At 69.7% G+C, this 22,896-nt stretch carries 19 protein-coding genes; 7 read left to right on the forward strand and 12 right to left on the reverse strand.

The genetic code is table 11. The annotated features are described in order from the left end of the window. Positions 1-161: 161 nt before the first annotated feature. The 4 genes from OZ403_RS03220 to OZ403_RS03235 all read right to left on the reverse strand — a co-directional run bounded on the left by OZ403_RS03220 (position 162) and on the right by OZ403_RS03235 (position 3,737). Positions 162-1,172, reverse strand: a complete 1,011-nt coding sequence (locus OZ403_RS03220) for a hypothetical protein (RefSeq protein ID WP_140797127.1) — start codon at positions 1,170-1,172, stop codon at positions 162-164. 306 nt (positions 1,173-1,478) lie between these two features. Continuing rightward, a complete protein-coding gene (locus OZ403_RS03225) occupies positions 1,479-2,252 on the reverse strand; it encodes a helix-turn-helix transcriptional regulator (protein WP_140787112.1) in 774 nt (257 codons plus the stop codon). A gap of 80 nt (positions 2,253-2,332) precedes the next feature. Next, a complete protein-coding gene (locus OZ403_RS03230) occupies positions 2,333-3,232 on the reverse strand; it encodes a fatty acid desaturase family protein (RefSeq protein ID WP_174258629.1) in 900 nt (299 codons plus the stop codon). A gap of 145 nt (positions 3,233-3,377) precedes the next feature. Then, entirely contained in the window at positions 3,378-3,737 is a 360-nt protein-coding gene (locus OZ403_RS03235; RefSeq protein WP_026114223.1) for a helix-turn-helix transcriptional regulator, read from the reverse strand. A 421-nt stretch (positions 3,738-4,158) separates the two neighbouring features. Here OZ403_RS03235 and OZ403_RS03240 point away from each other — a divergent pair, with 421 nt between their 5' ends. From OZ403_RS03240 to OZ403_RS03250, 3 genes are read left to right on the forward strand one after another with little or no spacing between them, the layout of a single operon-like run. Next, positions 4,159-6,387, forward strand: coding sequence for a HEAT repeat domain-containing protein (locus OZ403_RS03240; protein WP_268783446.1), 2,229 nt, complete (start codon positions 4,159-4,161; stop codon positions 6,385-6,387). Between the two features lie 40 nt (positions 6,388-6,427). Further along, on the forward strand, positions 6,428-7,387 hold the full coding sequence (locus OZ403_RS03245) for a ParA family protein (protein ID WP_140787120.1): 960 nt from the start codon (positions 6,428-6,430) through the stop codon (positions 7,385-7,387). A 5-nt stretch (positions 7,388-7,392) separates the two neighbouring features. Next, positions 7,393-8,649 (forward strand): extensin-like protein, encoded by a 1,257-nt coding sequence (locus OZ403_RS03250; protein ID WP_140787122.1) that lies wholly within the window; start codon positions 7,393-7,395, stop codon positions 8,647-8,649. Positions 8,650-8,659: 10 nt separating this feature from the next. Here the strand turns inward: OZ403_RS03250 and OZ403_RS03255 are convergent, their stop codons facing one another. The 3 genes from OZ403_RS03255 to OZ403_RS03265 are packed head-to-tail and all read right to left on the reverse strand — an operon-like array spanning position 8,660 to position 12,602. Beyond that, positions 8,660-9,646, reverse strand: coding sequence for a M48 family metalloprotease (locus tag OZ403_RS03255; RefSeq protein ID WP_140787124.1), 987 nt, complete (start codon positions 9,644-9,646; stop codon positions 8,660-8,662). Beyond that, positions 9,643-10,221 carry an SH3 domain-containing protein gene (locus tag OZ403_RS03260; RefSeq protein WP_174258630.1) on the reverse strand — a complete coding sequence of 193 codons (579 nt, stop codon included), beginning with the start codon at positions 10,219-10,221 and terminating at the stop codon, positions 9,643-9,645. The genes OZ403_RS03255 and OZ403_RS03260 overlap by 4 nt, the downstream gene beginning before the upstream one ends. A gap of 26 nt (positions 10,222-10,247) precedes the next feature. Next, positions 10,248-12,602 (reverse strand): CHASE2 domain-containing protein, encoded by a 2,355-nt coding sequence (locus OZ403_RS03265; RefSeq protein WP_268783447.1) that lies wholly within the window; start codon positions 12,600-12,602, stop codon positions 10,248-10,250. 269 nt (positions 12,603-12,871) lie between these two features. On the opposite strand from OZ403_RS03265, the gene OZ403_RS03270 reads away from it, so the two are divergent. Together OZ403_RS03270 and OZ403_RS03275 are read left to right on the forward strand one after the other, a co-directional pair. Continuing rightward, positions 12,872-14,077 carry a hypothetical protein gene (locus OZ403_RS03270; RefSeq protein WP_140787130.1) on the forward strand — a complete coding sequence of 402 codons (1,206 nt, stop codon included), beginning with the start codon at positions 12,872-12,874 and terminating at the stop codon, positions 14,075-14,077. Between the two features lies 1 nt (position 14,078). After that, positions 14,079-14,852: a ferritin-like domain-containing protein gene (locus OZ403_RS03275; RefSeq protein WP_140797132.1), complete on the forward strand. Its 774-nt coding sequence runs from the start codon at positions 14,079-14,081 to the stop codon at positions 14,850-14,852. Positions 14,853-14,855: 3 nt separating this feature from the next. On the opposite strand, the gene OZ403_RS03280 is transcribed toward OZ403_RS03275, so the two are convergent. Further along, positions 14,856-15,410 (reverse strand): DUF924 family protein, encoded by a 555-nt coding sequence (locus tag OZ403_RS03280; RefSeq protein ID WP_140797133.1) that lies wholly within the window; start codon positions 15,408-15,410, stop codon positions 14,856-14,858. Positions 15,411-15,569: 159 nt separating this feature from the next. On the opposite strand from OZ403_RS03280, the gene OZ403_RS03285 reads away from it, so the two are divergent. Next, positions 15,570-16,082 carry a TspO/MBR family protein gene (locus OZ403_RS03285; protein ID WP_237080170.1) on the forward strand — a complete coding sequence of 171 codons (513 nt, stop codon included), beginning with the start codon at positions 15,570-15,572 and terminating at the stop codon, positions 16,080-16,082. A gap of 13 nt (positions 16,083-16,095) precedes the next feature. Here OZ403_RS03285 and OZ403_RS03290 read toward each other — a convergent pair whose 3' ends face one another. The 3 genes from OZ403_RS03290 to OZ403_RS03300 form a co-directional block, all read right to left on the reverse strand. Next, on the reverse strand, positions 16,096-16,263 hold the full coding sequence (locus OZ403_RS03290) for a hypothetical protein (RefSeq protein ID WP_162520980.1): 168 nt from the start codon (positions 16,261-16,263) through the stop codon (positions 16,096-16,098). A gap of 154 nt (positions 16,264-16,417) precedes the next feature. Continuing rightward, complete coding sequence (locus tag OZ403_RS03295) at positions 16,418-18,013, reverse strand: sensor histidine kinase (RefSeq protein WP_140787138.1); 1,596 nt, start codon at positions 18,011-18,013, stop codon at positions 16,418-16,420. Positions 18,014-18,160: 147 nt separating this feature from the next. Continuing rightward, positions 18,161-20,770: a M1 family aminopeptidase gene (locus tag OZ403_RS03300; RefSeq protein ID WP_268783448.1), complete on the reverse strand. Its 2,610-nt coding sequence runs from the start codon at positions 20,768-20,770 to the stop codon at positions 18,161-18,163. Positions 20,771-20,957: 187 nt separating this feature from the next. On the opposite strand from OZ403_RS03300, the gene OZ403_RS03305 reads away from it, so the two are divergent. Next, entirely contained in the window at positions 20,958-21,749 is a 792-nt protein-coding gene (locus OZ403_RS03305) for a J domain-containing protein (protein ID WP_268783449.1), read from the forward strand. Between the two features lie 10 nt (positions 21,750-21,759). On the opposite strand, the gene OZ403_RS03310 is transcribed toward OZ403_RS03305, so the two are convergent. Next, entirely contained in the window at positions 21,760-22,752 is a 993-nt protein-coding gene (locus OZ403_RS03310; protein WP_268783450.1) for an endonuclease/exonuclease/phosphatase family protein, read from the reverse strand. Positions 22,753-22,896 lie beyond the last annotated feature (144 nt).

Consider the following 22,896-nt stretch of genomic DNA (forward strand, 5'->3'; position numbering starts at 1 on the left):
GCATCCCGTCATCGATGAGCAGCACGTGGTCGGCCACCATGCGCGCCAGGGCAAATCGAAGGAGCGCTTCGCCAGCACCGCGCGAGGGCCATGGCCGGCGCCCAGGTTCCTGGCTTGAATCACGGCGCTGCGCTCCTTTCTCGATGCCGGGGGGACGGCTTTCAGCGGGCGGCGGCCAGGGCTTCCTCCTCGGGAGGAGGCACCGCGCCGTGTTCGCCCAGGAGGCTCGTGGCGAGCCGCTCCAGTGTCTCCCGCCACTCCGCGCGCTCCACGGCGGTGGGATTCTCGATGCAGTCGTCCAGCACGTCGTCCACGCCCAGCAAGGGATGGGCGAGTTCCGCCAGCCGCTCGGCGCTCAGCGAAGGGTCCAGCTCCAGGCTGAGCAGGAGTGAGCCCAGCAGCGCCTGGTCGTGCTCGCGCAGCTCGGGGCGGAGGCTCACCTGCGTGAGCAGCTCGGCGAACACCGCGATGTCCTGCCACAGCCTCCGGCCGGACACGGCGTCATGGCCATCCTGCCCGCGCAGCCAGTCCAGCACCGCCGCCTGGAGCCGCCGCAGCTCGGTGCGGTCCTCGATGCGCAGGTCCTCGTAGATTTCCCGGCCCGTCAGCTCGGAGAAGCACACCGCGGCCCGGCGCAGCACGGGCGCCAGCCACGGCGCCGTGGGCTCCGCGCGCGTGAGCAGCCCCCGGCGGAACAGCACGTAGGCCTGACGCACCTTCAGCGACCGCTCCAGCTCCTGGGTGAGGAGTCCTTCGAGCCGGGGCGTCAGCCCCTCATGCGCGCACAACGCGCGCTCCACCGCGGCGGCGCACTTGAAGAGGCGGCGCCGGGCGCTGCCACACGTGGCGATGATGTTCCAGGGCGCCTCGGAGGCCGTCATCGCCCCCAGCCGCTCCAGCCGCTCGCCCAGGTCCAGGCGCGCCATGAAGGCCAGGTCCGCGATGCGCTGCCGCCCGGTGTCGGCCCCGAGTCCCGGCGGGTCCTCATCCTCTTCGTAATGGGCGCGAACGGCGCCCAGCGCCTGGGCCCCCTCGAGGACGGCGTTGCGCAGCGCCGGCACGGATTCCTGCAAGAGACGCGGGGACTCCTCCTGCTCGCACCGGCGCAGGTCCACCTGCCGCGCCAGATGAATCGCGTCCGTCAGCGCTGTCTGTAATTGACCGGGCGTCAAGGGAGGCAGCTCCGAGGCCAGCGGTGGAAGCGCCGGTGGGGTGGGCGTCGCGTTCCTTGTTTTTGTAGTGTTTGTTGATAATTATTGTCAAATCGCCATGAGGTACGGGAATCAGTCTGAAAGTCCGCTGAGAGTCGGAACTCACGGAGTCCCGAGCGCCAGGTATCGCACCCACGAGGTGTCAAAGACTTGCGCGTCACCCGCTGAATCGCGCGGTCCTGCCTGACAACGTTTTGGAATGTTGAGCGCCTGTGGTGACTGGCAGGGATTGCCGGGAGCCAGCGGCTTCCCGGCTCCAGGGCGTGACTACTCGGGGACTTCGGACGTGGCCGCGACGGGGCCCTTGCCGGGCGCTCCGGCCACTTCCTCCACCAGGGCCTCGGCGGGTAGTGGCGCGCCGTTGCCCTGCGGCCGTTTCTGCCGGTCCCGCCACGCGCTGGGGGACTCGCCCACCAGTTTGCGGAAGAGGCTGCTGAAGTGCTGGAGCGAGGCGCAGCCCACTTCCACGGCGACCGCCGTGAGCTTCATGTTCGACTCGCGCAGCAGCGACTGCGCCATGCGCACCTGCACCGCGTTGAGCTCCGCCTGGAAGGACGTGCTGGCCTCCTTTAGCCGGCGTTGCAGCGTCCGTTCGGACATGCCCATCTCCCGGGCCACGTCCGACAGGTTCACTTCCGGCAGCCGGCCCCGCATCACCTGGTGCAGCTCGCGCAGCAGGGGCGACTGGCCGGTGGCCTCCGCGACCAGTCCGTTGAGCTCCGCCAGCAGCGCCGCGGCTTCGGCCTCTGGCTGCCCCAACCACTGGAGGGCGGTGTCGGGAGCGGTGAAGGCCCGGCTGGGATAGGCCCCGGACAGCAGCGTGTAGAAGCCGCCTACCACCGCGCCCACCACGCCTTCAGGCCGCACCAGCGCCTGCTTCAGCACGGAGGTGCTGAAGTCCTTCTCGCGAGGCTGCATGTATTTGACCAGGGCGGCAAAGGCCATGGGGTCCGCGGCCTCCAGCCGGCGCGCGTCCACCAGCGAGGCATGGGGCTTGGCGGGGGCCAGCTCCACGTCCAGCACCTGGACGAGCCGACGCACCTCCGCCTCTCCGGGACGTCCCCAGAGGACGAAGCCGCACAGGTCCGCCGAGGCGTACCAGTGGAGGAAGCCCTCCCCGACTAGGTAACGGCCGTGGGGGTCCCGGAGGTAATCTTCGACTCCGTCTGCCGATCGCACGGCTTGGCAGAATAGCGCTTCGCCACCCGGGCCACCCACAACGGATTGATGGGGGAGAGCCCAGTAGTCAGCTCTGGACGGAGCCTGGACGTCCGAGCGAGCTCCTCGGTGAGGGCCGGAAGCTCGTACCAGGGCACCTGCGGCTTCAAATGGTGGGCCTGGTGGTAGCCCGCGTTGAAGAACCACCGGTTGTAGAAGGCGGAGTAGGACGTGGTCCCCAGGGCGTCCTTCTGCTCGGAGTCCGTTTCGAAGTGGGCCGCCAGGTTGAGCCAGTGGATGCAGAACTGCGTCACCAGCAGCACCCCCCACCAGGCCAGGCCCAGCGCGGGCTTCCACACGATGAGCGCCAGCAGCGCGCCGTCCACCACCAGGAAGTCCACCGCCAGCTCCAGCCGCTGGTTCTTCTTCTTCGCCCACTGCCAGACCTGACCCAGCGTCTCGTAGGGCCACAGCCACGGTGTCAGCGCCGAGCGCAGGCAGTAGCGGAAGACGCGCTCGCCGGGACGGCGGCGGCCCCAGTCACCCGGGCCGTCATCGTACCGGTGGTGGTTGAAGTGGTGGATGAAGTAGCCCCGGTAGGGGAACCCACACGCCATGCCCAGTGCACGGGACACCACCCAGTGCGCCAGCGGAGGCCGGGCGATGGACACGTGCATGTGGTTGTGCAGGACGGCGTAGTTCCAGAAGCAGATGGCCCAGCCCAGCACGCACATGGCCAGCCGCCCCACCCAGGGAAGCGCGTCCCAGCTCAAGATGAAGGCTGGGAACCACCCCCACCACAACGCATGAACCGCGAGCTGCGGCAGGTCGGCTGAAGGGGGCGGGGGGCGGGCGGGGGTCATGAAGCATTCAGTACGCCCCCCCAGCAGCGGCTGCTTCACTCCACGCGCCAAGCGCTTGCGCCAGGGCGCAATCCGTCCGGCCCCTCACCACCCTTCAGGTCCCAGCCAGGGTCTTCACCGCCCCGGCCGGGTCCCCGCTGTATCGCTACGTCTCGAGCGCGTTCGCCACCTGCCCGAGCAGGCGCAGACGCGGTGCGTCCAGCTTGCGCACCGTGCGCAGCAGCCGGCGGACTTCCGGGCGCTCACGGTATTCCGGCGGGTCCTCCGCCAGCGTGGGCGCGCCCTCCACGCCCGCCATTCCCAAGAGCACGTCCGAGGAGCAGTTGAGCACCAGGCACAGCTTGCGCAACGTGCGGACGCTGGGGAGCATGTGGCCGCGTTCCAGGCGGCCATACACCTCGGTGGCGATGCCAACGCGCTCGGCCACGTCGGCCTGGGTCAGCTCCAGCCGTTGTCGCGCCGCGCGGACCGCGTTTCCAATGAGGGTTGCCAGTCGTTGTTCCATGGCGTGCTGAAAACCTGTCGAAAAGAGGGCTTCGTCCCCCCGCATCCAGGCGGAGAGGCTCCGGGGAGAAGTGACGGCCGTTGGCTGCCTCGTGGAACACAGATTACGAGTGGGGTCTGACATTCCGGGGCTTCCGGGAGGGCCTGCTGGAGCGTCCGGAATCGAGCGCTTCAACCCCTTGAGACGGATGTGTCTCCCGCGGCCCCCTCGAGCGCGCGGAAGCCGAAAATTCGGCCTGCGCGGCGTTGTCAATGACGGCCCGGGACGCGTTGAAAAAAGCCCTGGTGTTTCCGTGGTTTACGAAGTGAGGACGTCTGACGTAGGGTGGGCCCCCCGGTAGGTACCGGGAATCCGGTGCAAACCCCCGGTGACTCGGATCCGCAGGCCGCGCCGCGTGCCTCGCGGGGAGGCTGTTGAGGTCGTGAGCGACGAGCGTCCGGACGCGCTGCTCAAGAGCGCACTCGAAAAGATCGTCTACTTCGAGGCGCGTGCCCAACAGCTCCACAGCGAGCTGGCTTCGACGCGCGATGAGATGGAGCACCTCAAGCGCGAGGTAGCGGAGACGCATCAGCGCGAGCTGGGCCTGCGCCGTGAAGTCGCCGAGTTGGAGGTCCGCGTGGGTCGGCTCCAGGCCGAACGCGAGGAGCTGGCCCGGCTCAACCAGGCCCTGCGCGGCGAGCGGAACCAGATGATGGACAAGCTGCTGGACGTGGGGCGCATCCGCGCCACCGCCCAGGAGCGCGACGACGAGGACGATGACCTGGGGCTCGACCTGGCGTCGTTCATCTCCCAGCTTCGCAGCGAGGTGCTGCTGCGCGGTGAGGCGGGGCCGGTGGCCCGCGGGCTGGTGGTCCCCACGCGGCGCTCTTCGGTGCCGCTGCGTGAGACGGCGGCCAGTGTTCCCGTGACGCCGGCGCCGGTGAGCGAGCCGCCCGTGGCCGTTGTCATCGAGGGCGACGGCCTGTCTCCTGTGGCGCGTGAGGCGCAGCGCTTCCTGCAGGCGGGACGGTTGGGCGTGAGCGCGGCGCAGCACGCGGAGCTGTCCTCGCACGCGGGTTTCGGTGGGACGACGGATGAGACGTTGTTCGGGTTCTCCGTCCGCGAGTTGTCCGCGCAGGATGGCGCGGCCCGAGTGCGTGCCGCGGAGCGATTGAAGGCGCTGTCACAGCCGGCCGCCGCGCCCGCGCTGGCGTCGGCGCTGCATGCTGAGACGGATCCGACGGCGCAGGTGGCGCTGCTCCAGGCGTTCGCGTCGCTGTGCCAGGAAGAGGGCGCGTCGGTGGTGTCGCCGCTGCTCGCGTCGCCGGTGCCGGAGGTGCGCATCGCGGCGCTCAAGGCGCTCCTGACGCTGGCGCCGAAGGACGCGGCGCCGCATCTGGCGCAGGCGATGAAGGACCCGGACCGTTCGGTGCGCCGCCGCGCGTCGCTGCTGGCGCTGGGCCTGGAAGGGGAGACGGCGCGGCGGCTGGGCGAGGAGGCCATCCACGACGCGGATCCGGAGGCGCGCGCGCTGGCCGCGCTGGCGCTCGGAGCTGGCGCTGGGGAGAACGCGCGCACGCTGCTGCTGGGCGCCTTGGGTGACCGTGAGCAGCGCGTTCGCAAGGCCGCCGCGCAGAGTCTGTCGCGCATCCTGGGGCAGGACGTGTCGTCGGTGGTGGACCTGGACGAGACGCACCGCCGCCGGGAGATTCGCCGGCTGGCGACGTTGCCCGTGAAGCCCGTGCGGGCGCGGCTGGAGCAGCCTCGTCCGGTGGTGGCTTCGGTGCAGGCGGTCGCGCCGGCAGTGGCTGTTGCCGCGGTGGTTCAGGCGCCGGTGGCGGCGGTCGAGCAGCCCGCCTACGCGGTCGCCGCCTTGGGGGCCGCGAATCGGCAGGCGGTTACGGTCGGGCTCGCGCAGGGAGCAGGTACCGCTCCGGCGGGACTTGCGCAGGTGCGAGTGAGCCCGGTGGCTCCGACGCCCGCGCCGACTCCGCAGACCGCATCCCCCGCGCAGCGTTCTTCCGTGCCGACTCCGCAGGCCGCCACTCCGGTGCAGCGTCCGCCCGCGTCGGCTCCGCAGGCTGCCGCCTCCGCACAGCATCCACCCGCGCAACAGGCTGCCGCCTCTGTACAGCGTCCGCCCGCGTCAGGTTCGCCGGTCACTACACCGGTGCAGCGTCCCTCCTCGCAGCAGGCCGCTCCCGTACCGCATCCGCCCACGCCAGCTCCGCAGGCCACCACTCCGGTGCAGCGTCCGCCCACGCAACAGACCGCCGCCCCCGTGCAGCGTCCGCCCGCGCCAGCTCCGCAGGCCACCCCAAGCAATTCCAGTCTCGCGCAGGCTCCGCGCGCCCCAGCCGCTCGCCTGTCCCCTGTCCAAGCAGCCTTGGTGGCCATGGGCGCGGTGCCCGGGCAGGCCGCCCCCGCGCCGCGTGTTCCCGCTGCCGCCGCGGAGCCATCCCGCCCGGCCCCCGCGCGCCCCAGTGCGTCGCCGGTGGAAGCCCTCTGCACGCAGATGCTGGCCGAAGTCCGCGTCGCCGTCCGAGGCCGCTCGCTCGTCGAGCTGGCGGTCGCGCTCTCGGCGCCCTCGGAGCTTGCCCAGGAGGCGCTCACCCTGTTGTCCGCCCGGGGAGCGGTGATTCGAAGGGGGCACAAATACTTCGCCGCTTGAGGCAAGGTAGCCGTCCCGCACGTCTTTCGAAGGGTCGTCCATGGAAGCGCCGACGTACAGCTCCAAGCAGGTCGCCGAGATGCTCGGCGTGTCCCCGAAGCAGATTCCGGAGGAATCGCGGAAGGACGCCTACACGCCGGACGACATCTGGGAACTGCGCACCACGCTCGACCGTTTCCCGGCGCGGCTGGGCCACCGCCGCCAGCTCTTCCTGAACTTCAAGGGCGGCACTGGCAAGACGTCGCTGTCCACGTCCTACGCCTGGCGCCTGGCGGAGCTGGGCTACGCGGTGCTCCTCATCGACCTCGACAGTCAGGGCCATGCCACCAAGTGCCTGGGCTACGAAGGCGAGGACTTCGAGAAGACGCTCCTGGACGTCCTCGTCCGCAAGACCCCCCTGGCCAAGGTCATCCAGAAGTCCTCGCTGCCCAACCTGGACTTCGTCCCTTCCAACCTGACCATGTCCACGGTGGACCTCGCGCTGATGCCCATGGCTGGCCGCGAGTTCAAGCTGCGCAACGCCCTCAAGGACGTGGAGGCCCAGTACGACGTCGTCGTCTTCGATGCGCCGCCGTCCTTCGGCCTGCTCAACCTCAACGCGCTGATGGCGGCGAACGACTTGTTCGTCCCCGTGCTCGCGGACTTCCTGTCCTTCCACGGCCTCAAGCTGCTGTTCGAAACGGTGCAGAGCCTGGAGGAGGACCTGAACCACGTGCTCGACCACGTCTTCATCGTGGTCAACTCCTTCAACGCCACCTTCAAGCTGGCGAAGGAGGCGCTGGAGGCGCTCCAGACGCACTATCCGGAGTTCCTGCTGCCCACCATCATCCGGCAGTGCACCAAGTTCGCGCAGGCCTCCAGCGAGGGTCGGCCGGTGTTCGTCGCGGACCCCTCGTCCAAGGGGGCCAACGACATCCAGGCCATGATTGACAACATCCTGCCCCGGCTGGTGGCCGCGGCAGCCGCCGCCCAGACGAAGGGCACCCAGCAGGCCGGCTGAGAACCATGAAGAAAGCCTTTGAACAGAACGTGTCCCGCGCCAAGCCGCGCCTCCGCCTGGGCGCGCTGACGGGCCTCGTCGACCCCGTCGAGCCCACGCCTCCCGAGCCCGAGGCCGAAGCGGCACCCGCGCCCGTCGCCGAGGCCCCCGACCTCTCCGCCGAGGTGCGCGCCCGCATCGAGCGCGCCCGCACCCCGCGCCCCAGCGCCGCCCAGGCCATGGACGCCGCCCTGCGCGAGCCTGAACTCGAGCAGGACACCGTCGCCTACGCCGCGCCCGAGCAGGACGAGGCGCCCGTCTACGAGGAGCCCCCGCCGGAGCCCGAAGCGGTCGCCGATGTGCCCGTGACGTACGGGGCCCCGCCGGAGGCCGAAGCGCTGCTCGACACCGAGCCGTCCGCCGGGCCCGTCACCTTCGCCGCGCCGCCTCCGGCGCTGCACTTCGACGCCGTCAGTCCTCCTCCGGAGGCGCACCCCATGACGCAGGCCTCGGCTCCCGTGTCCATGCCGCACGTCACCGCCACCGTCGCGGAGCCGGTGGCCCGTGTCGAAGCGCCGCCCACCGAGGTGGAGGTGCAGCGGCCGGCCCCGCCGCGCGAGGACGGGCAGGACTCCTCGGCCCGCCGTGAGCGACTGAAGGCCCGGCTCAAGGCGGTGCGGGAGAATCCGCGCCCGGAGCCGTTGCCCGCCACCGTTGCGGAGGCGGGTCAGCGCGCCGTTGAGCGCATCACCCACCTCCAGGCGGAGCTGGTGAAGGTGAAGGCGCTCAACCTCTCCCTCACGCAGGACCTGGAGGTGTCGCGCCGTCAGGCGGAGAAGGCCACGGAAGAGGCCCGCCTGCGCATGGACGAGGCGCGCCGCCTGTCCTCGGAGATGGAGGGCCGGGTGAAGCTGCTGGCCGACCTGGAGCGCGAGCTGTCCGCGCTGGAGGGCGAGCGCGACGAGGCGCTGCTGTCGCTCCAGGAGACGCGGCAGGCGCTCCAGGCCGCTGCCAAGGAGCGCGAGGCCCTGGAAGAAGAGGTCGCCCGCGGCAAGCAGTCCCTGGTGGACAGCCTGGCCGAGGAGGAGCGGCTCGCCGGTGAGTTGGAGTCCGCCAAGGACGAGTCCACGTCGCTGCACCGCACGGTGGAAGCGCTCCAAGGGGAGCGTGACGTGCTGGCCCAGCAGGTGGCCTCGCTCACCGCCGAGCGCGCCGAGCTGCTCGAGGCGCGCAAGGCCCTGGAGTCGGTGCACCGGGCCCTGAGTCAGGCCACGGTGCGCTGAAGCCTCCCGGCTACTTCCCGTCCTTCGCCACGCCGCGTGCGTTGTTCCCAGCGCGCACGGCGGCGAAGGCGGGGCTGAGCGGCGGCGAGCGGAGCCCTTCGGTGGCCAGTCCACTGAAGGCGCCAGCCGGCTGTTTCAGCGCCTGGACGTGCGCGAGGATGTTGCGCCGGCGCTCGTCCTTTCCCGGGTGGTTGGCGAAGGTGCTGCCTCCGTCCTTCGTTTTGGCCAGCAGGGCGAGGTAGTCATCCGGCGTGTAGCCCGCGGAGAGCATCAGCTCGACGGCGATCCGGTCCGCCTCCAGCTCCTGCTCCTTGGCGTTGCCCTTGTCGATGAGGTCGATGGTCTTCTCGCTCAGGTGGCCCAACAGGCCCGGGTCCTTGTCCAGGTCCAACGTCCCGTCGCCATGGCGGCCCGCGGAGAGCACCTTCACCGCGGTGGGGGAGAGCACGGCCTCGCCGTAGGTGACCAGCTCGCACGTCTTCACTTTCGCGTCGCCGTACTGGTGGATGGCGTGCTTGAGCGTGACGTGGGCGATTTCGTGCGCCAGCACGCCGGCCAGCTGGCCTTCGTTCTCCAGTCCCTGGAGCAGCTTCCGGGTGACGAAGACGTAGCCACCGGGCGCGGACATCGCGTTGAACTGGGACGTGTCCTGGAGCACGCCGAAGGTCCACTCGAGCGTGGGCCGCGCGGATTGCGCCGCCAGGTTCTTCCCCACGACGTTGACGTAGCGGTGGAGCGCGTCGTTGGGGCCGTCCAGCAGCAGCCCGTCACCCCGTCGCACGAAGTTGATGGCCAGCGCTCCGCCCAGGGCGTACTCCTCCTGCACGCTGGGGGCGGCGCGCAGCTTCTTGCACGTCTTGGCTTCCTCGGACGCGGCGCTCAGCTTCCCCAGGATGTTCTCACCCCGGGTGAGCGAGGACGCATTGAAGCCCTTGCAGGACGCCGTCACCGCGCCCAGGCCCACCAGCGCGAGCACCTTCCAGCCCGTTCGCATCATCGGTTGCCGCTCCGCTTGTTCGTCCCGGCCTTCGCGACCGTGTCGCTGGCGCCCACCACCGGGAAGAGCCCCGCCGCCGTCACGTGCGCGGCGATGTCCGCCGTGGAGACGGACTTCGCCAGCGTCTCCAGCGCCTTGATGTCCCGCACGGCCTTGCCGTGGTCGCCGCCCTTGTCCTTGCCGTACTGCTCCGCGCCGGGGCTGAGCGCCTTCACCGCGGCGCCACTGGCGACGAACTTCTTCGGGTCCACCTGCTGCTTGCCTCCGCCGTCCGTCACCAGCTCCATGTTGGGCGGCGTGGTGGACAGGTTCGTCTGGAACACGAAGCCCTTCTTCCCGGTGGCCGTGGTCACCCGGTGCCACTGCTTGTGCTTCGCATCCGCGCCGCCCCACGTCACCTGCTCTCCGGGCTGGAGCACCGCCACGGCGTTGTCCGAACCGGACGGGCTCGCCTGCACACGTGTGTTCTTCGCCTTCACGTACAGCGGCTCGCCGACCTTCACGGCCGACGCCCCTGTTGGAATCGCCAGCGCCAGCAGGGCGGTGGTCCACGTCACCCGCGTCTTCATCCCCATGTCTCCCCGACTCCTTTCCGCACCGCTCACTTGTCCAGGTTCGCCACGCCGTCGAAGTCCGGCGGCGGCGCGTTCACATATCGCTGACAGCGCTCCAGCAACGCCTGAGTGGGCCCGTCCTCCGGGTCCTCCGCGCGGCGCGCTTCCAGCACCGCTGCTGCTTCCTCGAACCGCGCCGCGCGGTAGAGCGTCAGCGCCGCGTGATAGCGCGCCACCGTCTCCCGCTTGCGCGCGTCCAGCCCGCCCTTGAGCGCGAGCAATTCGTACACGGTGACGGCCTCCGTCTTGCCCGCCACGCGCACCCGGTCCAGCTCCCGCACCTCGATGTGCTCGCGCGCCAGTTCGTACGTGCGCGGGCCAATCATGATGACGGAGCCATAGGCCTTGTTCGCGCCCTCCAGCCGCGCGGCCAGGTTCATCCCGTCGCCAATCGCGGTGTAGCTGAAGAGCTGCTCGCTGCCGAAATTGCCCACGAAATTGACCGCGGTGTTCACGCCGATGCGTGTGTACATGTCCGGCAGCCCCTGGGCGCGGAACTCGTCGCGCAGCCGATCCACCGCCGCCTTCGCCGCGAGCGCGCCCTTGCAGCCGCGCAGCGCGTGGTCGGCCTGTCGCATCGGCGCGCCGAAGAGACACACCACGGCGTCACCGATGTACTTGTCCAGGCACCCACCTTCCTTCAGCAGCGCCGCGCTCACCCGGGTCAGATACGTATTGAGCAGGCGCACCAGGTTGCGCGGGTCATCCTTGAAGCGCTCGCTGAAGGTGGAGAAGCCCCGGATGTCGCTGAAGAAGGCGGTGATTTCGACATTCTCTCCATCCAGCCGAGGCAGCTCGCGCTGGGCAATCATCTGCTCCACCAGCTTGGGCTCCATGAAGCGGCTGAAGGCCTGCCGGATGAAAGCCGTCTCCTCGTTGGCCACCAGGTGGTTGAAGGCCACCGCGCTGACGCTGGCCAGCACGCCCGCCATCGCGGGCAGGGCGGTGAGCACGTAGGTGTTCGTCAGTCCAAGGGCGGGGCCCGTCACCCAGCTCATGCCGGCGTAGAGCCCCAGCGGCCACGCAATCTCCAGCGGCGTCCAGCGCGCCGTCATCAGCAGCACCACCGACACGAAGGCCACCGCGAAGACGAGCGCCAGACTCACCCCCAGCGGCGCGCGGGTGATGAAGCGGCCGTTGCCCAGGAGCGTGTCCAGCACCGCCGCCTGTTTCACCACGCCGGGCTCGTGCGACGAGAAGGACGTGGCCTTGACGTCGTTGAGGCCCACCGCGTTGCCGCCAATGACGACCACCTTGCCGCGGAAGACGTCCGGCGGCAGCCCCGTGGGTTGGCCCTGGCCCCGGTGCACCCACGCGTCGAGTACGGAGATGAGCGGAACGCTCGTGAAGCGGTCATGCAGCTGCCCGCCGAAGTCGATGCCCGCGCTGCCATCCGCATCCACGGCGTAGCTGCGCGAGCCCAGGCGCAGCGTGCGCCCGGAGAACTCGATGGCGCTGGCGCCCAGCAGGCCCGCGGCCACGCGCACCGGCAGCGTCGCGAAGGCATTGGGACCATCCGAATAGACGAAGCGCGTGCGGCGCATGAAGCCGTCGGCGTCCGACTCCGGCTCCACCAGCCCGAAGCCATCCACCGCCCCCACCAGCACGGGAATGGGCGGCACCGGGTGGCTGGGAAGCCGCTCCCCCGAGGACGTCGCGTAATCCAGCACGGGCAGCATCCGGCCGTTCGCGCGCACCGGAAACGCGATGGCCCGGGCAAGCTGCTCGGGAGAAGCCGAGGGAAGAGCGGCCTCCGGGGCGCCGTCCTCGAACGTCTCCGCGCCGGCTTCCTCCGGGAAGGTGTCCTCCTCCTGAGAGGGGCCGTCCACCACCACCGCCGCGCCGAAGTCAGCGGGGGGCAGCCGTGGCGCGTTCGCGTGGGTGGAGACCCCCAGGTAGAAGGGGATGGTCGTCTCCTGGAGCACCTGCGCGAAGGCCAGGTCCATGGACTCGTCGGTGCCGCGCTCGTCCATGACGGCGTCGAACACGATGGCCCGAGCACCCTCGGCTTCCAGCTGTTCCACCACGCGCGCCCAGAGGTTGCGGCTGTAGGGCCAGCTTCCGAAGTTGAGCGCGTACTGTTCGTTGGCGCGGATGCGCTCCAGGCTCGGCTGGTCGATGGTGACCAGCACCACCTGGGATGACACCGCGCGCCGCTCGGTGAAGCGCGTGACGACGGTGTCGTACGCGGAGCGCTCCGCTTCCTCCAGCAGGCCGCCCAGCTTCGCGTCGAAGTGAAGGCAGACGGCGGCCAGCGTGGTGGCCAGCACCGCCACGCCCAGCATCAGCCGCCAGTGGTTCTGCCACCGTGAACGGACCGTTTTCCAGCGCTCGCCTGCCACGTCCCCGTCCCCCTCTTGCGAAGCGTGCTGGAGTGGACACTACCCCAGCGGCAGGTGCGTGGGCAGTCACCTCGCATGACTGGGTGTGCCGGCCGTGTAGTCACGGAGAAACCCGAGATTTCAGAGGGTGCCCAAGCAGGCATCCAGGCGGGCCACTGGAGCCTCTGACGTCACTCTTCCGGAAACCCGTGGACCGTTTGCCACATGTCGGTGCCGTCCGGACCTTTGCACTCAGTTCGACACAGATTTTCGCATTCAAGGAGTCAGACGTGGCCCTGGATATCCTCCAAGAAAAAGGCGTCCCGCTCGACAAGCAGGTCTTCACCTGGAAGGACCTGGTCCGGCGCCCCTACAGCAAGCTGGATGACGACGCCTTCACCCGGGTGTGTGTCATCTACATGAACGGCATCATGGCGGACGCGCTCCGGACCAAGCATGCCTTCGCGCGCATGAATCGAGAGCTGAGGGAGCCGCTGGCGTTGATTCGCCGGTTGGAGCAGTACGAGCAGACGCTCATCAACTGGCTCAACCCTCCCGACCAGACACCGCTGGAGACCACCCTGGGATTTGAGCAGGTGGCCATCGAGGTGACGGCCAGCGTGGCCCTGCGCGAGCCGGACCCCTACCTGGCCCAGACGTACCGGTTCGGTCTGCTCGAGGATTTCGACCACCTGTATCGCTATTCCGCGCTCTATGACCGCATCGAGGGCAAGGACCCCAACAACATCACCCAGTCGTACACGGACATCATCCCTGGACGGCCTACCTCCGTGGAGCATCGCCATCCGCTGGATGACCTGCGCCGTCCCTACGACAAGCGCACGGCGCACCCGCTGACGAAGCTTCACGCGATGAGCATCACCGCGGCGGAGAACCAGACGCACGACTACTACATGACGGTTGGCCCGTTCTTCAGTGACCCGGTGGCCCGCCAGCTCTACGCGGAGATTGCCTCCATCGAGGAGCAGCACACCTCCATGTACGAGTCGCTGCTGGACCCGGGCGAATCCATGCTGGAGAAGTGGCTGATGCACGAGGCCTGCGAGGTCTACAACTTCTACTCGTGCGTGGCCTTCGAGAAGAACCCGCGCATCAAGGAGATCTGGCAGCGCTTCCTGGACTACGAGCTGGGACAGCTCCACTACGTGAAGGAAATCTTCCAGAACGTGGAGAGGCGTGACGCGGCGGAGGTGCTCCCCAGCACGCTGCCGGAGCCCATCGGCTTCAAGGAACACCGCGACTTCGTTCGCAAGACACTGAATCAAGAGGAGGACATGGCCTCCAACGGACAGGACTACGTGCGGATGGCGGACCTGCCGCGCGACCACCGCTCGTACATCTGGCGCGACCAGCTCAACTCCGACGGCTCCCCGTCCGAGACAGTGGCCGCTGGCTACAAATGGATTCCGGGCACGGAGCTCGCCTCGCGCACGCCGCGCATGGGCTCCACGTTCGAGGGAAAGAAGGTTCACTGACATGAAGACGACCACCAGCGACATGGGGCGCAACCGGACGGGCGTGGCCACCTCGCCCATCGACAGCGCGGACATCACCCAGGAAGCGCAGAAGCATCAGCCCAGCCACCTCGGAGACGGCTCGCTCCTCCTCCAGGTCCGGAAAATCTACGCGCGGGAATCCGAAGGCCTGGGCAGCGTGCCGCCGCCGACCAGCCTCAAGGGCGTGGCGAAGACGGCGGTGGAGGCGCTCAAGGGCTCCAAGCCCACCGTCTTCATCGACAAGTTGGGAGAACGGCTGGCCTTCGAGCGCAGCGGCACCCGGCTCTACGAGGGCGCGCTCGCCAAGTTCGACGTCTACGGCAGCTGGGAAGGTGGGCCCACGCGTGAGGGCCTGGAGAAAATCTACAACGACGAGCTGTCCCACTTCCTCATGCTCACCGAGGCCCTGAAGTCACTGGGCGCCGACCCCACGGCGATGACGCCCAGCGCGGACGTCACGGCGGTGGTGTCCCAGGGGCTCCCACTGCTCATCTCGGACCCGCGAGCCAACCTGCGCCAGTCATTGGAAGCGCTGCTGGTGGCGGAGCTGACGGACAACGCCTGCTGGGAGATGCTCATCGAGCTGGCCCGCGACCTGGGCCATGACACGCTGGCGGACCGCTTCCAACTCGCGCTGGATTCGGAAGGGCAGCACCTCCTCTGGGTGCGTGGCTGGCTGGCCGCGGGCGTGAGCGTGGAGGCGCGCGGGGCGCCTGCCCGCGAGGAGCGCGCGGGCACGCAGCCGCGGGTGTAACGCTCAGAACGCCGAGCCCGGCTCCTGGAGGAAGACGGATTCCTCCGGAGTCGTCGGGCGGCCCAGCGTCACGTTGCGATGCGGGAAGCGGCCGAAGCGCTGGATGACGTCCCGGTGTTGCCGGGCGTAGTCGAGCGCTTCCCGGCTGTCCGCGTGATACAGCGCGAGCACCTCGAAGAGGGCCACTGACAGCCGCTGGTCGTTGACGGACTCGCTGTGCTCGAAGGGCAGGTACATGAACCACCGCCACAGCGGCGGCAGGGTCATGTCCAGGCCGCGCGCCAATCCGTGCCGGGCCACCTCGCGCGCCCGCGCGTCCGCGGCGAAAGCCTGGGGCGTGCCGCGGAAGAGATTGCGCGGGAACTGGTCCAACAGCAGGAGCAGGGCCACGCAGCTGCGAGGCTCGTCCCGCCAGTCGTCCAGCTCGCCCTCGGCGGCGCGCTCGACGGCGGGCAGGAAGCGGCGCCGGCATTCATCATCGAAGGCTTCGTCCCGCAGGAACCACCGCTCGCGTGGCTGCCCGAACCAGAAGCCCAGGATTTCCTCTGCGCTCACCATGAGACGCCTCTTCGTCAACGAGGGGAAGCCACCTTGTACACCGGCGCCAGCCGGGGTGGCGGCTGGGAGGCTCCGGTACCACCTTCCACCCGACACTGGCGGGTGCTCCGCCAAGGGAGGACGCGGATGGACTGGACGCTGGAGCCGACGACACGAAACATGCCTGACCCGGTGCGGCGCACGGCGCTCAACCCCACGCTGCGCAAGGAGTCCGTGGTGGCGCTGGGTGTCTTCGGCGCCCTGACGTTTGGCGCGGCGGCCCTGGGCGCTCGCGTCAGCTCGGCGGACACGCGCTGGTACCGGCGTCTGCGCAAGCCCTCGTTCCAGCCGCCACCGAAGGTCTTCGGCCCGGTGTGGACGGTGCTGTATGGCCTCATCGCGCTTTCGGGTTGGCGTGTATGGACGGCGCCCGCGGGCGCGGCCCGCTCCCAGGCCCTGGCCTGGTGGGGCATCCAGATGGGATGCAACGCCGCCTGGTCCTGGCTCTTCTTCGGCAGACACCAGCCTCGCCGCGCCCTGGCGGACAACCTGGCGCTGCTGGGCAGCGTGACGGCGTATGTCGCCGTCACCAAGGACGTGGACCGCCCCGCGGCCTGGATGGTGGTGCCGTACCTGGGCTGGGTGGGCTTCGCCAACGTGCTCAACGCCGAAATCGTCCGCCTCAACCCCTGAGCCACCTCCCGCCCTAGTTGCGCAGCTTCGACGGCTGGGGCGGGTTCATCGCAAGCACGGTGGCGAAGTAGCGGGCCTGGCTCTCCGTGGTGCAGCGCACCTCCTGGATGCGTCCGCCCACCTTCACGCGGACGAGCCAGCCTTCATTGTCACGAGTCCAAGCAGGCGTGTCGGTCGTCATGGTCATCCTCCCTCGAAGTGCATCCTCCGCCTTTCGATAGAGCAGCCGCCATGCCAGCGCTGGAAGCGTGCGAATCCAGGCGCTTCCCCCGGCCTCTTGGCCAATGGAAGACACCCACACCTGTCATTTTTGCGGAAGGCGGGGTGGCGGAGTTTCAGTGGATGAGCTGTCCGGGTTCCTCGACGTTCGGCTGCGCGGGAGCGCCCGCCATCAACGGCAGGGCGACGTGGAAGGTGGAGCCATGGCCTGGCTCGCTCTCCACCCAGATGCGCCCGCCGTGGCGCTCGACGATGTCCCGGCTGATGTAGAGCCCCAGCCCCAGTCCACCGAAGGAATGGGCAGAGGCGTTGCGCGCCCGGAAGTACCGGTCGAAGAGCAGCTTCTGCTGGTCCGGAGGGATGCCGATGCCTTCGTCGGAGACAGACAGGAGCGCCAGCCCGCCGCGCTGGCGCAAGCTCACGCGCACGGTGCCTCCATTCGGGCTGTACTTGAACGCGTTCTCCACCAGATTGGCGAGCACCTGCTCCATCCGGAAGGGGTCCACGTTCACCTGCACGGGCTGCTCGGGCGCGTCGAACCGCACGGTGTGGTTGCCGCGCTGGGGCTCGAGCTCGTGGAGGACGTGCTCCACCAGTCCTTCCAGCCGGGTGGCCTCCCGGTGAAGGGCCAGTCGTCCTGCCTCGATGCGTGAGGAATCCAGCAAGTCGTTGATGAGGCTGGTGATGCGCAAAAGGTACAGGCGCGCCTGACGCAAGGTGGAGGACTCCACGAGCTCGCCACGCGCCAGCCGGCGCTCCAGCGTGGCCAGCCGGAGGCTCAGCGGGGTGAGGGGTGTCTTGAGCTCGTGCGAGGCGATGGACAGGAAGTCGTCGCGCACGCGGATGGCCTCCTGGGCTTCACGGTACAGGCGCTCGCGCTCGCTCTCCGCGCGGCGGCGCTCGGAGATGTCCTCGACGATGCCAATGCCGCCCTCCACCTTTCCGGCCGCGTTGATGTAGGGGGCGAAGCGGATGTGGACCGGCGTCTTCTTGCCGGAGGTGATGGCGCGGTACTCACCTTCGTAGTCGCAGGTATGTCCCGCCAGCGTCTCCCGGACGCAGTGGAGGATGCCCTCATCCCGGAGCGACAGGAGGTTGAGGCCCACCAACAAGCGCTTGGGCGAGCCGATGATGCTCACGAACAGCTCGTTGCACGCGATGACGATGGCGCTCCGGTCGAAGTAGATGATGCCCAGGGGCGCGTGCTCCACGACGATGCGGAAGAGCGCGTCGCCAGGAACGCTCTCCGACTCGCGTCCGTGCAGCGCGCGCTCCACGGGCTCTGCCAGGATGTCGACGACCTCGTGCAGGCGGCGGAAGTTGAGGACGATGCGCTCATCGTGGCCCTTGCCGGAGGCGCCCACCGTCAGCTCCACCATGATTTCAGCGCCGTCCTTGCGACGCGCGAGCACCCGGGTCGCGCGCCCCCCGAGCGTGGTCCGCCGGGAGAGCAGGTGGCGCAGCAGGCTCTCGCCTTCATGGCGGTGCAGCCGCTGGGGAAAGAGCCGGGACGCCGGCTGGCCGATGAGCTCTGCCTGCGTCCATCCCAGCAGGCGCTCTGCCGCGGCGTTGAGGAAGCAGACGTTCTCACCGGCGTCGCAGGCCACGAAAGGGTCCACGGCGGCATCCAGCCACGCGCTGAGCTCGTCGATGCATGAGGCCATGCTCTCCTCGGAAATCCGCTGGCCGTCGTTGCCAGCGTCCCGGGACATGGGAGCTCGAAACGCCTCGACGCGAAATGCGGAGGGCGTGTCCCTTTCCATACAAGTAGGCATTGGAGGCACAGCCCGCGTCTCCCACGTCGATGGTCGGCGTGCGGACGCCAGGTTCGACGGGCAGGCGAGCGGGCGGGCCCCTGTCTAGCGACGCGTGGCCTTGCGTGTCCGGCCACTCGCCTTGCGTGTAACGGGCTTCGCGCCCCCGCGCGGTGGACGCGGCGGTTCGGGGGGCTTCAGCGCGAGCCCTTCCAGCCGCTCGCGCAAGGCCCGCGTCTCCTCCTTGAGGCGGTCCACCTCTTCGCGCAGCGATGCCACCTCGCGGGCCTGCGGTTCACCTTCGCGCAGGAAGCGCACCGTCTCGCGCGCCGCGCGCCGGGCGACGGCATCCAGCAGTGGCGTCTGCTCCAGCGCGGGCAACAGGCGTGAATCCCCCAGGGTGCGCGCCGCCTCGAAGACGCCCATGCGCACGCGGAAGAGCGGGTCGCGGAGCAGCTCTGCGAGCAGGTCCACGGCCTCGCGCTTGCGACCCGCGACCTCCGCCAGCTTCGCCACCGCGAGCGTGGCGGCGCGGCGCAGCGGAGCCGCGTGGCCATAGGCGGTGCGCGCCAGCACCACCGAGAAGGCGGCGGGGTCCTGAGACTCGGCGAGCCCATCCACCGCGCCCACGGCGATGACGTCCTGGTACGAGGGCCGGGTGCTCGCGGCCTCCAGGACGCCCAACGCGTCCGGCGCGCGCACGCGGCCATAGCTGCGGGCGGCCTCCGCCTCCACGAAGTAGCTGGCGTCACCGCCGTTCACCAGGGCGCGCAGGCGCGCTGCCACCTCCGCGTCGCGGCGGAACTCGCCCAGCGAAGCCACCACGGCGCGGCGCACACGGGGGTGTTCGGTGGACAGCGCGGCCAGCAGGCGCACGCGGGCCTCGGGGGTACGGATGCGGCCCAGGGACTTCGCGCACGCGGCGCGAGTGCCCCAGAACAAGCGCGCGTCCGTTAGCGCCGTGCCCAGCGCGTCCACGGCGCGGGGGCTGCCGTCGCGTCCCAGGGCCACGGCGGCTTCGGTGCGCGCGCGCATCTCCGGCGCGGCGCGCAGCTCCTCCATCCAAAGGCCCGCGGACTTGTCCACCGTCAGCGTGCCGAGCACCCCGCGCCGAGGGTCCACCCGCACCTGCGAGGGCGCGCTGGGGCAGGGCAGGTGGAACGCGTGCTCCGCGTCCGTCACCTCCAGCCGGTGGACGGTGTCGCGGCCGTCCACGGTGAGCGCCACGTCCAGCGGCAGCCGGAAGAGGGGCACGCCGTCTGCCGTGGACTGCGTCTGGCGCACCTGGAGGCGCAGCCGCGCTTCCTCGGCGTCGTAGCGGACGTCGACCTTCAGCTCGGGGTGGCCGGGCGCGAAGACGTACTGGTCGAAGAAGGCGTCCAGGTTGTGGCCCGTGGCATCCTCGAACGCGCGGGCCAGGTCCACCGTCTCCACGGAGCCGTGGCGGTGCCGCGCGACGTAGTGACGCAGGCCCTTGAAGAACAGGTCATCGCCCAGCCGGCGGCGCAGCTCGTGGAGGACCAGGCCGCCCTTCTCGTAGAGGTGCCGGTCGAAGACATCCATGGGCGCGTGGAAGCGCCGCGCGACAATGGGGCGGGCGTAGCGCTCACGCGCCTCGCCCAGGTAGGCCTCCAGGTCCACGAGCCGGTGCTGGTCGGCCTCGTCCTGCCCGTCGGCGCGCTCCTTCCAGAGCATCTCGAACCAGGTGGCGAAGCCCTCGTTGAGCCAGCCGTGGGGCCAGTCTCGGCAGGTGAGCAGGTCCCCGAACCACTGGTGGGCCAGCTCGTGCGAGACGAGCGGCTCGGCGTTGTAGTCCGGCTGGGCGCGCGCGTCGTGGAGGACGGCGTCGGTGAGGCTGGTGGCGGAGGTGTTCTCCATGCCGCCCAGGATGAACTCGGTGACGAAGACCTGGGCGTAGCTGCTCCAGGGGTAGGGCTCGCCAGTGACTTCCTGGAAGACGCGCACCATTTCCGGCGTGCGGCGCACGCAGCGCAGTGCGTCCTCCTTGAGGCCCTTGGGGAAGAGGTAGCGCAGGGGCACCGTGCCAGCCGTGTCGGTGGCCTCTTCAAATTCACCCACCACGAGCGTGACGAGGTACGGCGCGTGCGGCTGCGCCATCCGGTAGTGCTGGGTGCGGCGCCCGTCGTGGACGCGGTCGCTTTCCAGTGTGCCGTTGGACAGGGACGTCATCGCCTCGGGGAAGGTGGCGATGACCTCGGACGTGGCCTTCTGGGCGGGCGTGTCCAGGCAGGGGAACCAGGCACGCGCGTCGATGTCCTGGCCCTGTGTCCAGGCCTGACGCGGACGGTGGGGATAGGCGGCGTCGGGAGCCCAGAAGTAGAGGCCACGGCGAGGCCGGGCCGTGTAGCGGATGGCCACCTCGAGGGCCTGTCCGGCGGCGAGCGGCGCTGACAGCTCCACGCGGACATGAGCGCCGGAGTTGGAGAAGCGCGCGGCGCGGCCGTCGACCTGGACGTCCGACACGTCGAGGTCCACCGCATCGAAGGTGACGGTGTGGACGGGACGGACGGCGGAGACGCGCGTGGTGCACAGGCCGTTGATGCGGTGGGTGTCGAAATCGAGGTCGACCTCGATGCGGACGTGCTCGGCGCGAACTGGCCGCTCGGCGGCATAGTGCTCGGTGGCGCCAGGAAGGGAGAAGGGGCGGGGGCCGGAGGGGATGGACTCGGAGGCGTGACGGTGGCAGCAGCGCATGGGCACTTAGGACTCTTTCGCAAGCTCGCGTCACCGTCGAGGAGGAGTGCACCCAGGGGCCGATGAGCGTCGTGTATCGACGAAGTCATGAAGATGACGCCAGGGTCGCGCTCCTCCCCACTGGGGCGTTCATGGCATTCACCTGAACACACGCGGAACGGCGTCGACCGGGTAGTCTCTGACCACCGTGCAGTGGGTCCTATTCTTCTCCGACAGACAGGTGCGTGAGCAGCTCTTCGCCCGGGTGGATTCGACCCGGGGGTTGTTGCTGGTGACAGGGGTCCGGCACGGCGCGGCCATGCGTCCTCCGGAGACGCGCGAGCCCTTCGCCACACTGGAGCGGCTCCACGGCGCCGTGTTGTCACAGGTGCTGGTGGCCGACGAGGGCACCACGGATGGCATGTGGAGAGACCCGCTGGGAGACCTGGGCGACCGGCTCCACCCCGGCAGCCGGGATGACGCCTACGCGGCGGCCACGGGCTACCTGCTGCTGCGGGACGGCCGTCCAGCGGCGGTGGTGCGCAAGCAGGGCACGCCGTTCGAGGAGCTCTGGTTCCTGCAAGAAGCCCTGAGCAAGCTCACCCCTCGCGTGCCCCCGCCGGACCCGGCCCAACGGCCAGGACGTCGCCGCGCGGAGCCCGCGCCCCGCTCACCCCCGCGGCCCGCGAGCGGTGGCACGAACGCCCGCGCCACGGGCACGCGGGAGCGGACCGTCTGGGACGATGAGGCCACGCCGCCCCGTGGCACGCGCGTGCCTCCGCCCGAGCCGCCGAGGAAGGACCCGTGGACGGTGCTGGGCATCGCGCCCGGGACGCCCCTGGATGAGGCGCGCAAGGCCTTCCGGGCGCTGGTGGTGCAGTACCACCCGGACAAGGTGGCCCACCTGGCGCCGGAGTTCCACGCGCTCGCCGAGCTGCGCACGCGGGAGATTCTGGACGCGTGGGAAGAGGTGGCGCGAGCGCTGTCCGGAGGGACGTGAGCCCGCGTGGCTACAGCAGCAGCGACGCCGGCGGAGGCGTGATGAGCGTCTTGCCGCTCTCCAGGGCGAAGCGCGCGACGATGGGCATGTGGTCGGACAGCCCGTGGAAGCGGCTGCGGAGGTCCCCGAAAGGCGACGTCTCCTGCGTGTCGAGCCAGCGCACGCCCGCGCCGGAGAACACATGGTCCAGGTGCATCCGCACGTGCATGAAGCCGGCGGTGGGGAAGCCGCGCGACACGTTCGGGTCAATCTGCCCCACGGCGGCCTGCGCGCAGGTGAGCCGGCCATCGGTGGTGAGGAAGCGGTACACGGGCGACGCGGGCGGCGAGTTGAAGTCTCCGCACACGATGTAGGGCTCGTCACCGGTGAGCCCTTGCATGAACTCCGTCAGCTTGCGGGCCTCGTGGAGTTGGTTGACGCCGCAGCCCATCTTGTCGCGCGTGGCCCAGAACTCACGCGCGAAGGGCGTGGGCAGGCTGAGGTGGGTGTTGAAGATGTGGAAGGGGTGCCTGTCCTCGCGGCGCAGCAGGCGCATGTGCGCGCAGATGCGGCTCTGCTTCCGGTCCTTGAGCCGTTGGACGTGGTGGTGGGTGATGGCCTGGGGCGCGCCCACGTTGTGCGTGGCCACCTCCAGCTTGCGCGTGTTCACCAGCACCGCCAGCCCGGTGGTGTAGAGGGACACCTCGCCGAGTTTGTAGTGGTGGGCGCGGAAATAGAAGGCCTCGTAGGGCATCTCCCGGCCCAGCCTGTCGAACGTCTCCACCATCCGGCCCATGAAGGCGGTGAGCTGCGTCTCGCCCGGCTGCTTGGGCCGGTCGGCGATGTTGCTGCGCAGCGAGGACGTCTCCACCTCCTGCAGGCAGACGACATCCGGCAGCGGGTCCAGCGACGCCAACGCCGCGGCGACGCGCCGCTTGGGGCCCACGGTGCTCGCCAGGCCGCGGAGCATGTGGCCGAAGTAGCGGACGTTGTAGGTGACGATTCGCAGCGGGGATGGGCTCATGGGCAGCGCGCTGGCCCCCTCCGGTGGGCCTCGGGAGGAAACTACTAACCACCAGGCGCTCCGGCTTGCGATGGCGTCAGGCACCTGACACTCCTCGGGCCTGCCTGCCCGGCCGTACTGTTCGTGCGGGGAGACGAGGACACC

The organism is Myxococcus sp. NMCA1 (assembly GCF_026810205.1).
Classification (GTDB): Bacteria; Myxococcota; Myxococcia; order Myxococcales; family Myxococcaceae; genus Myxococcus; species Myxococcus xanthus_A.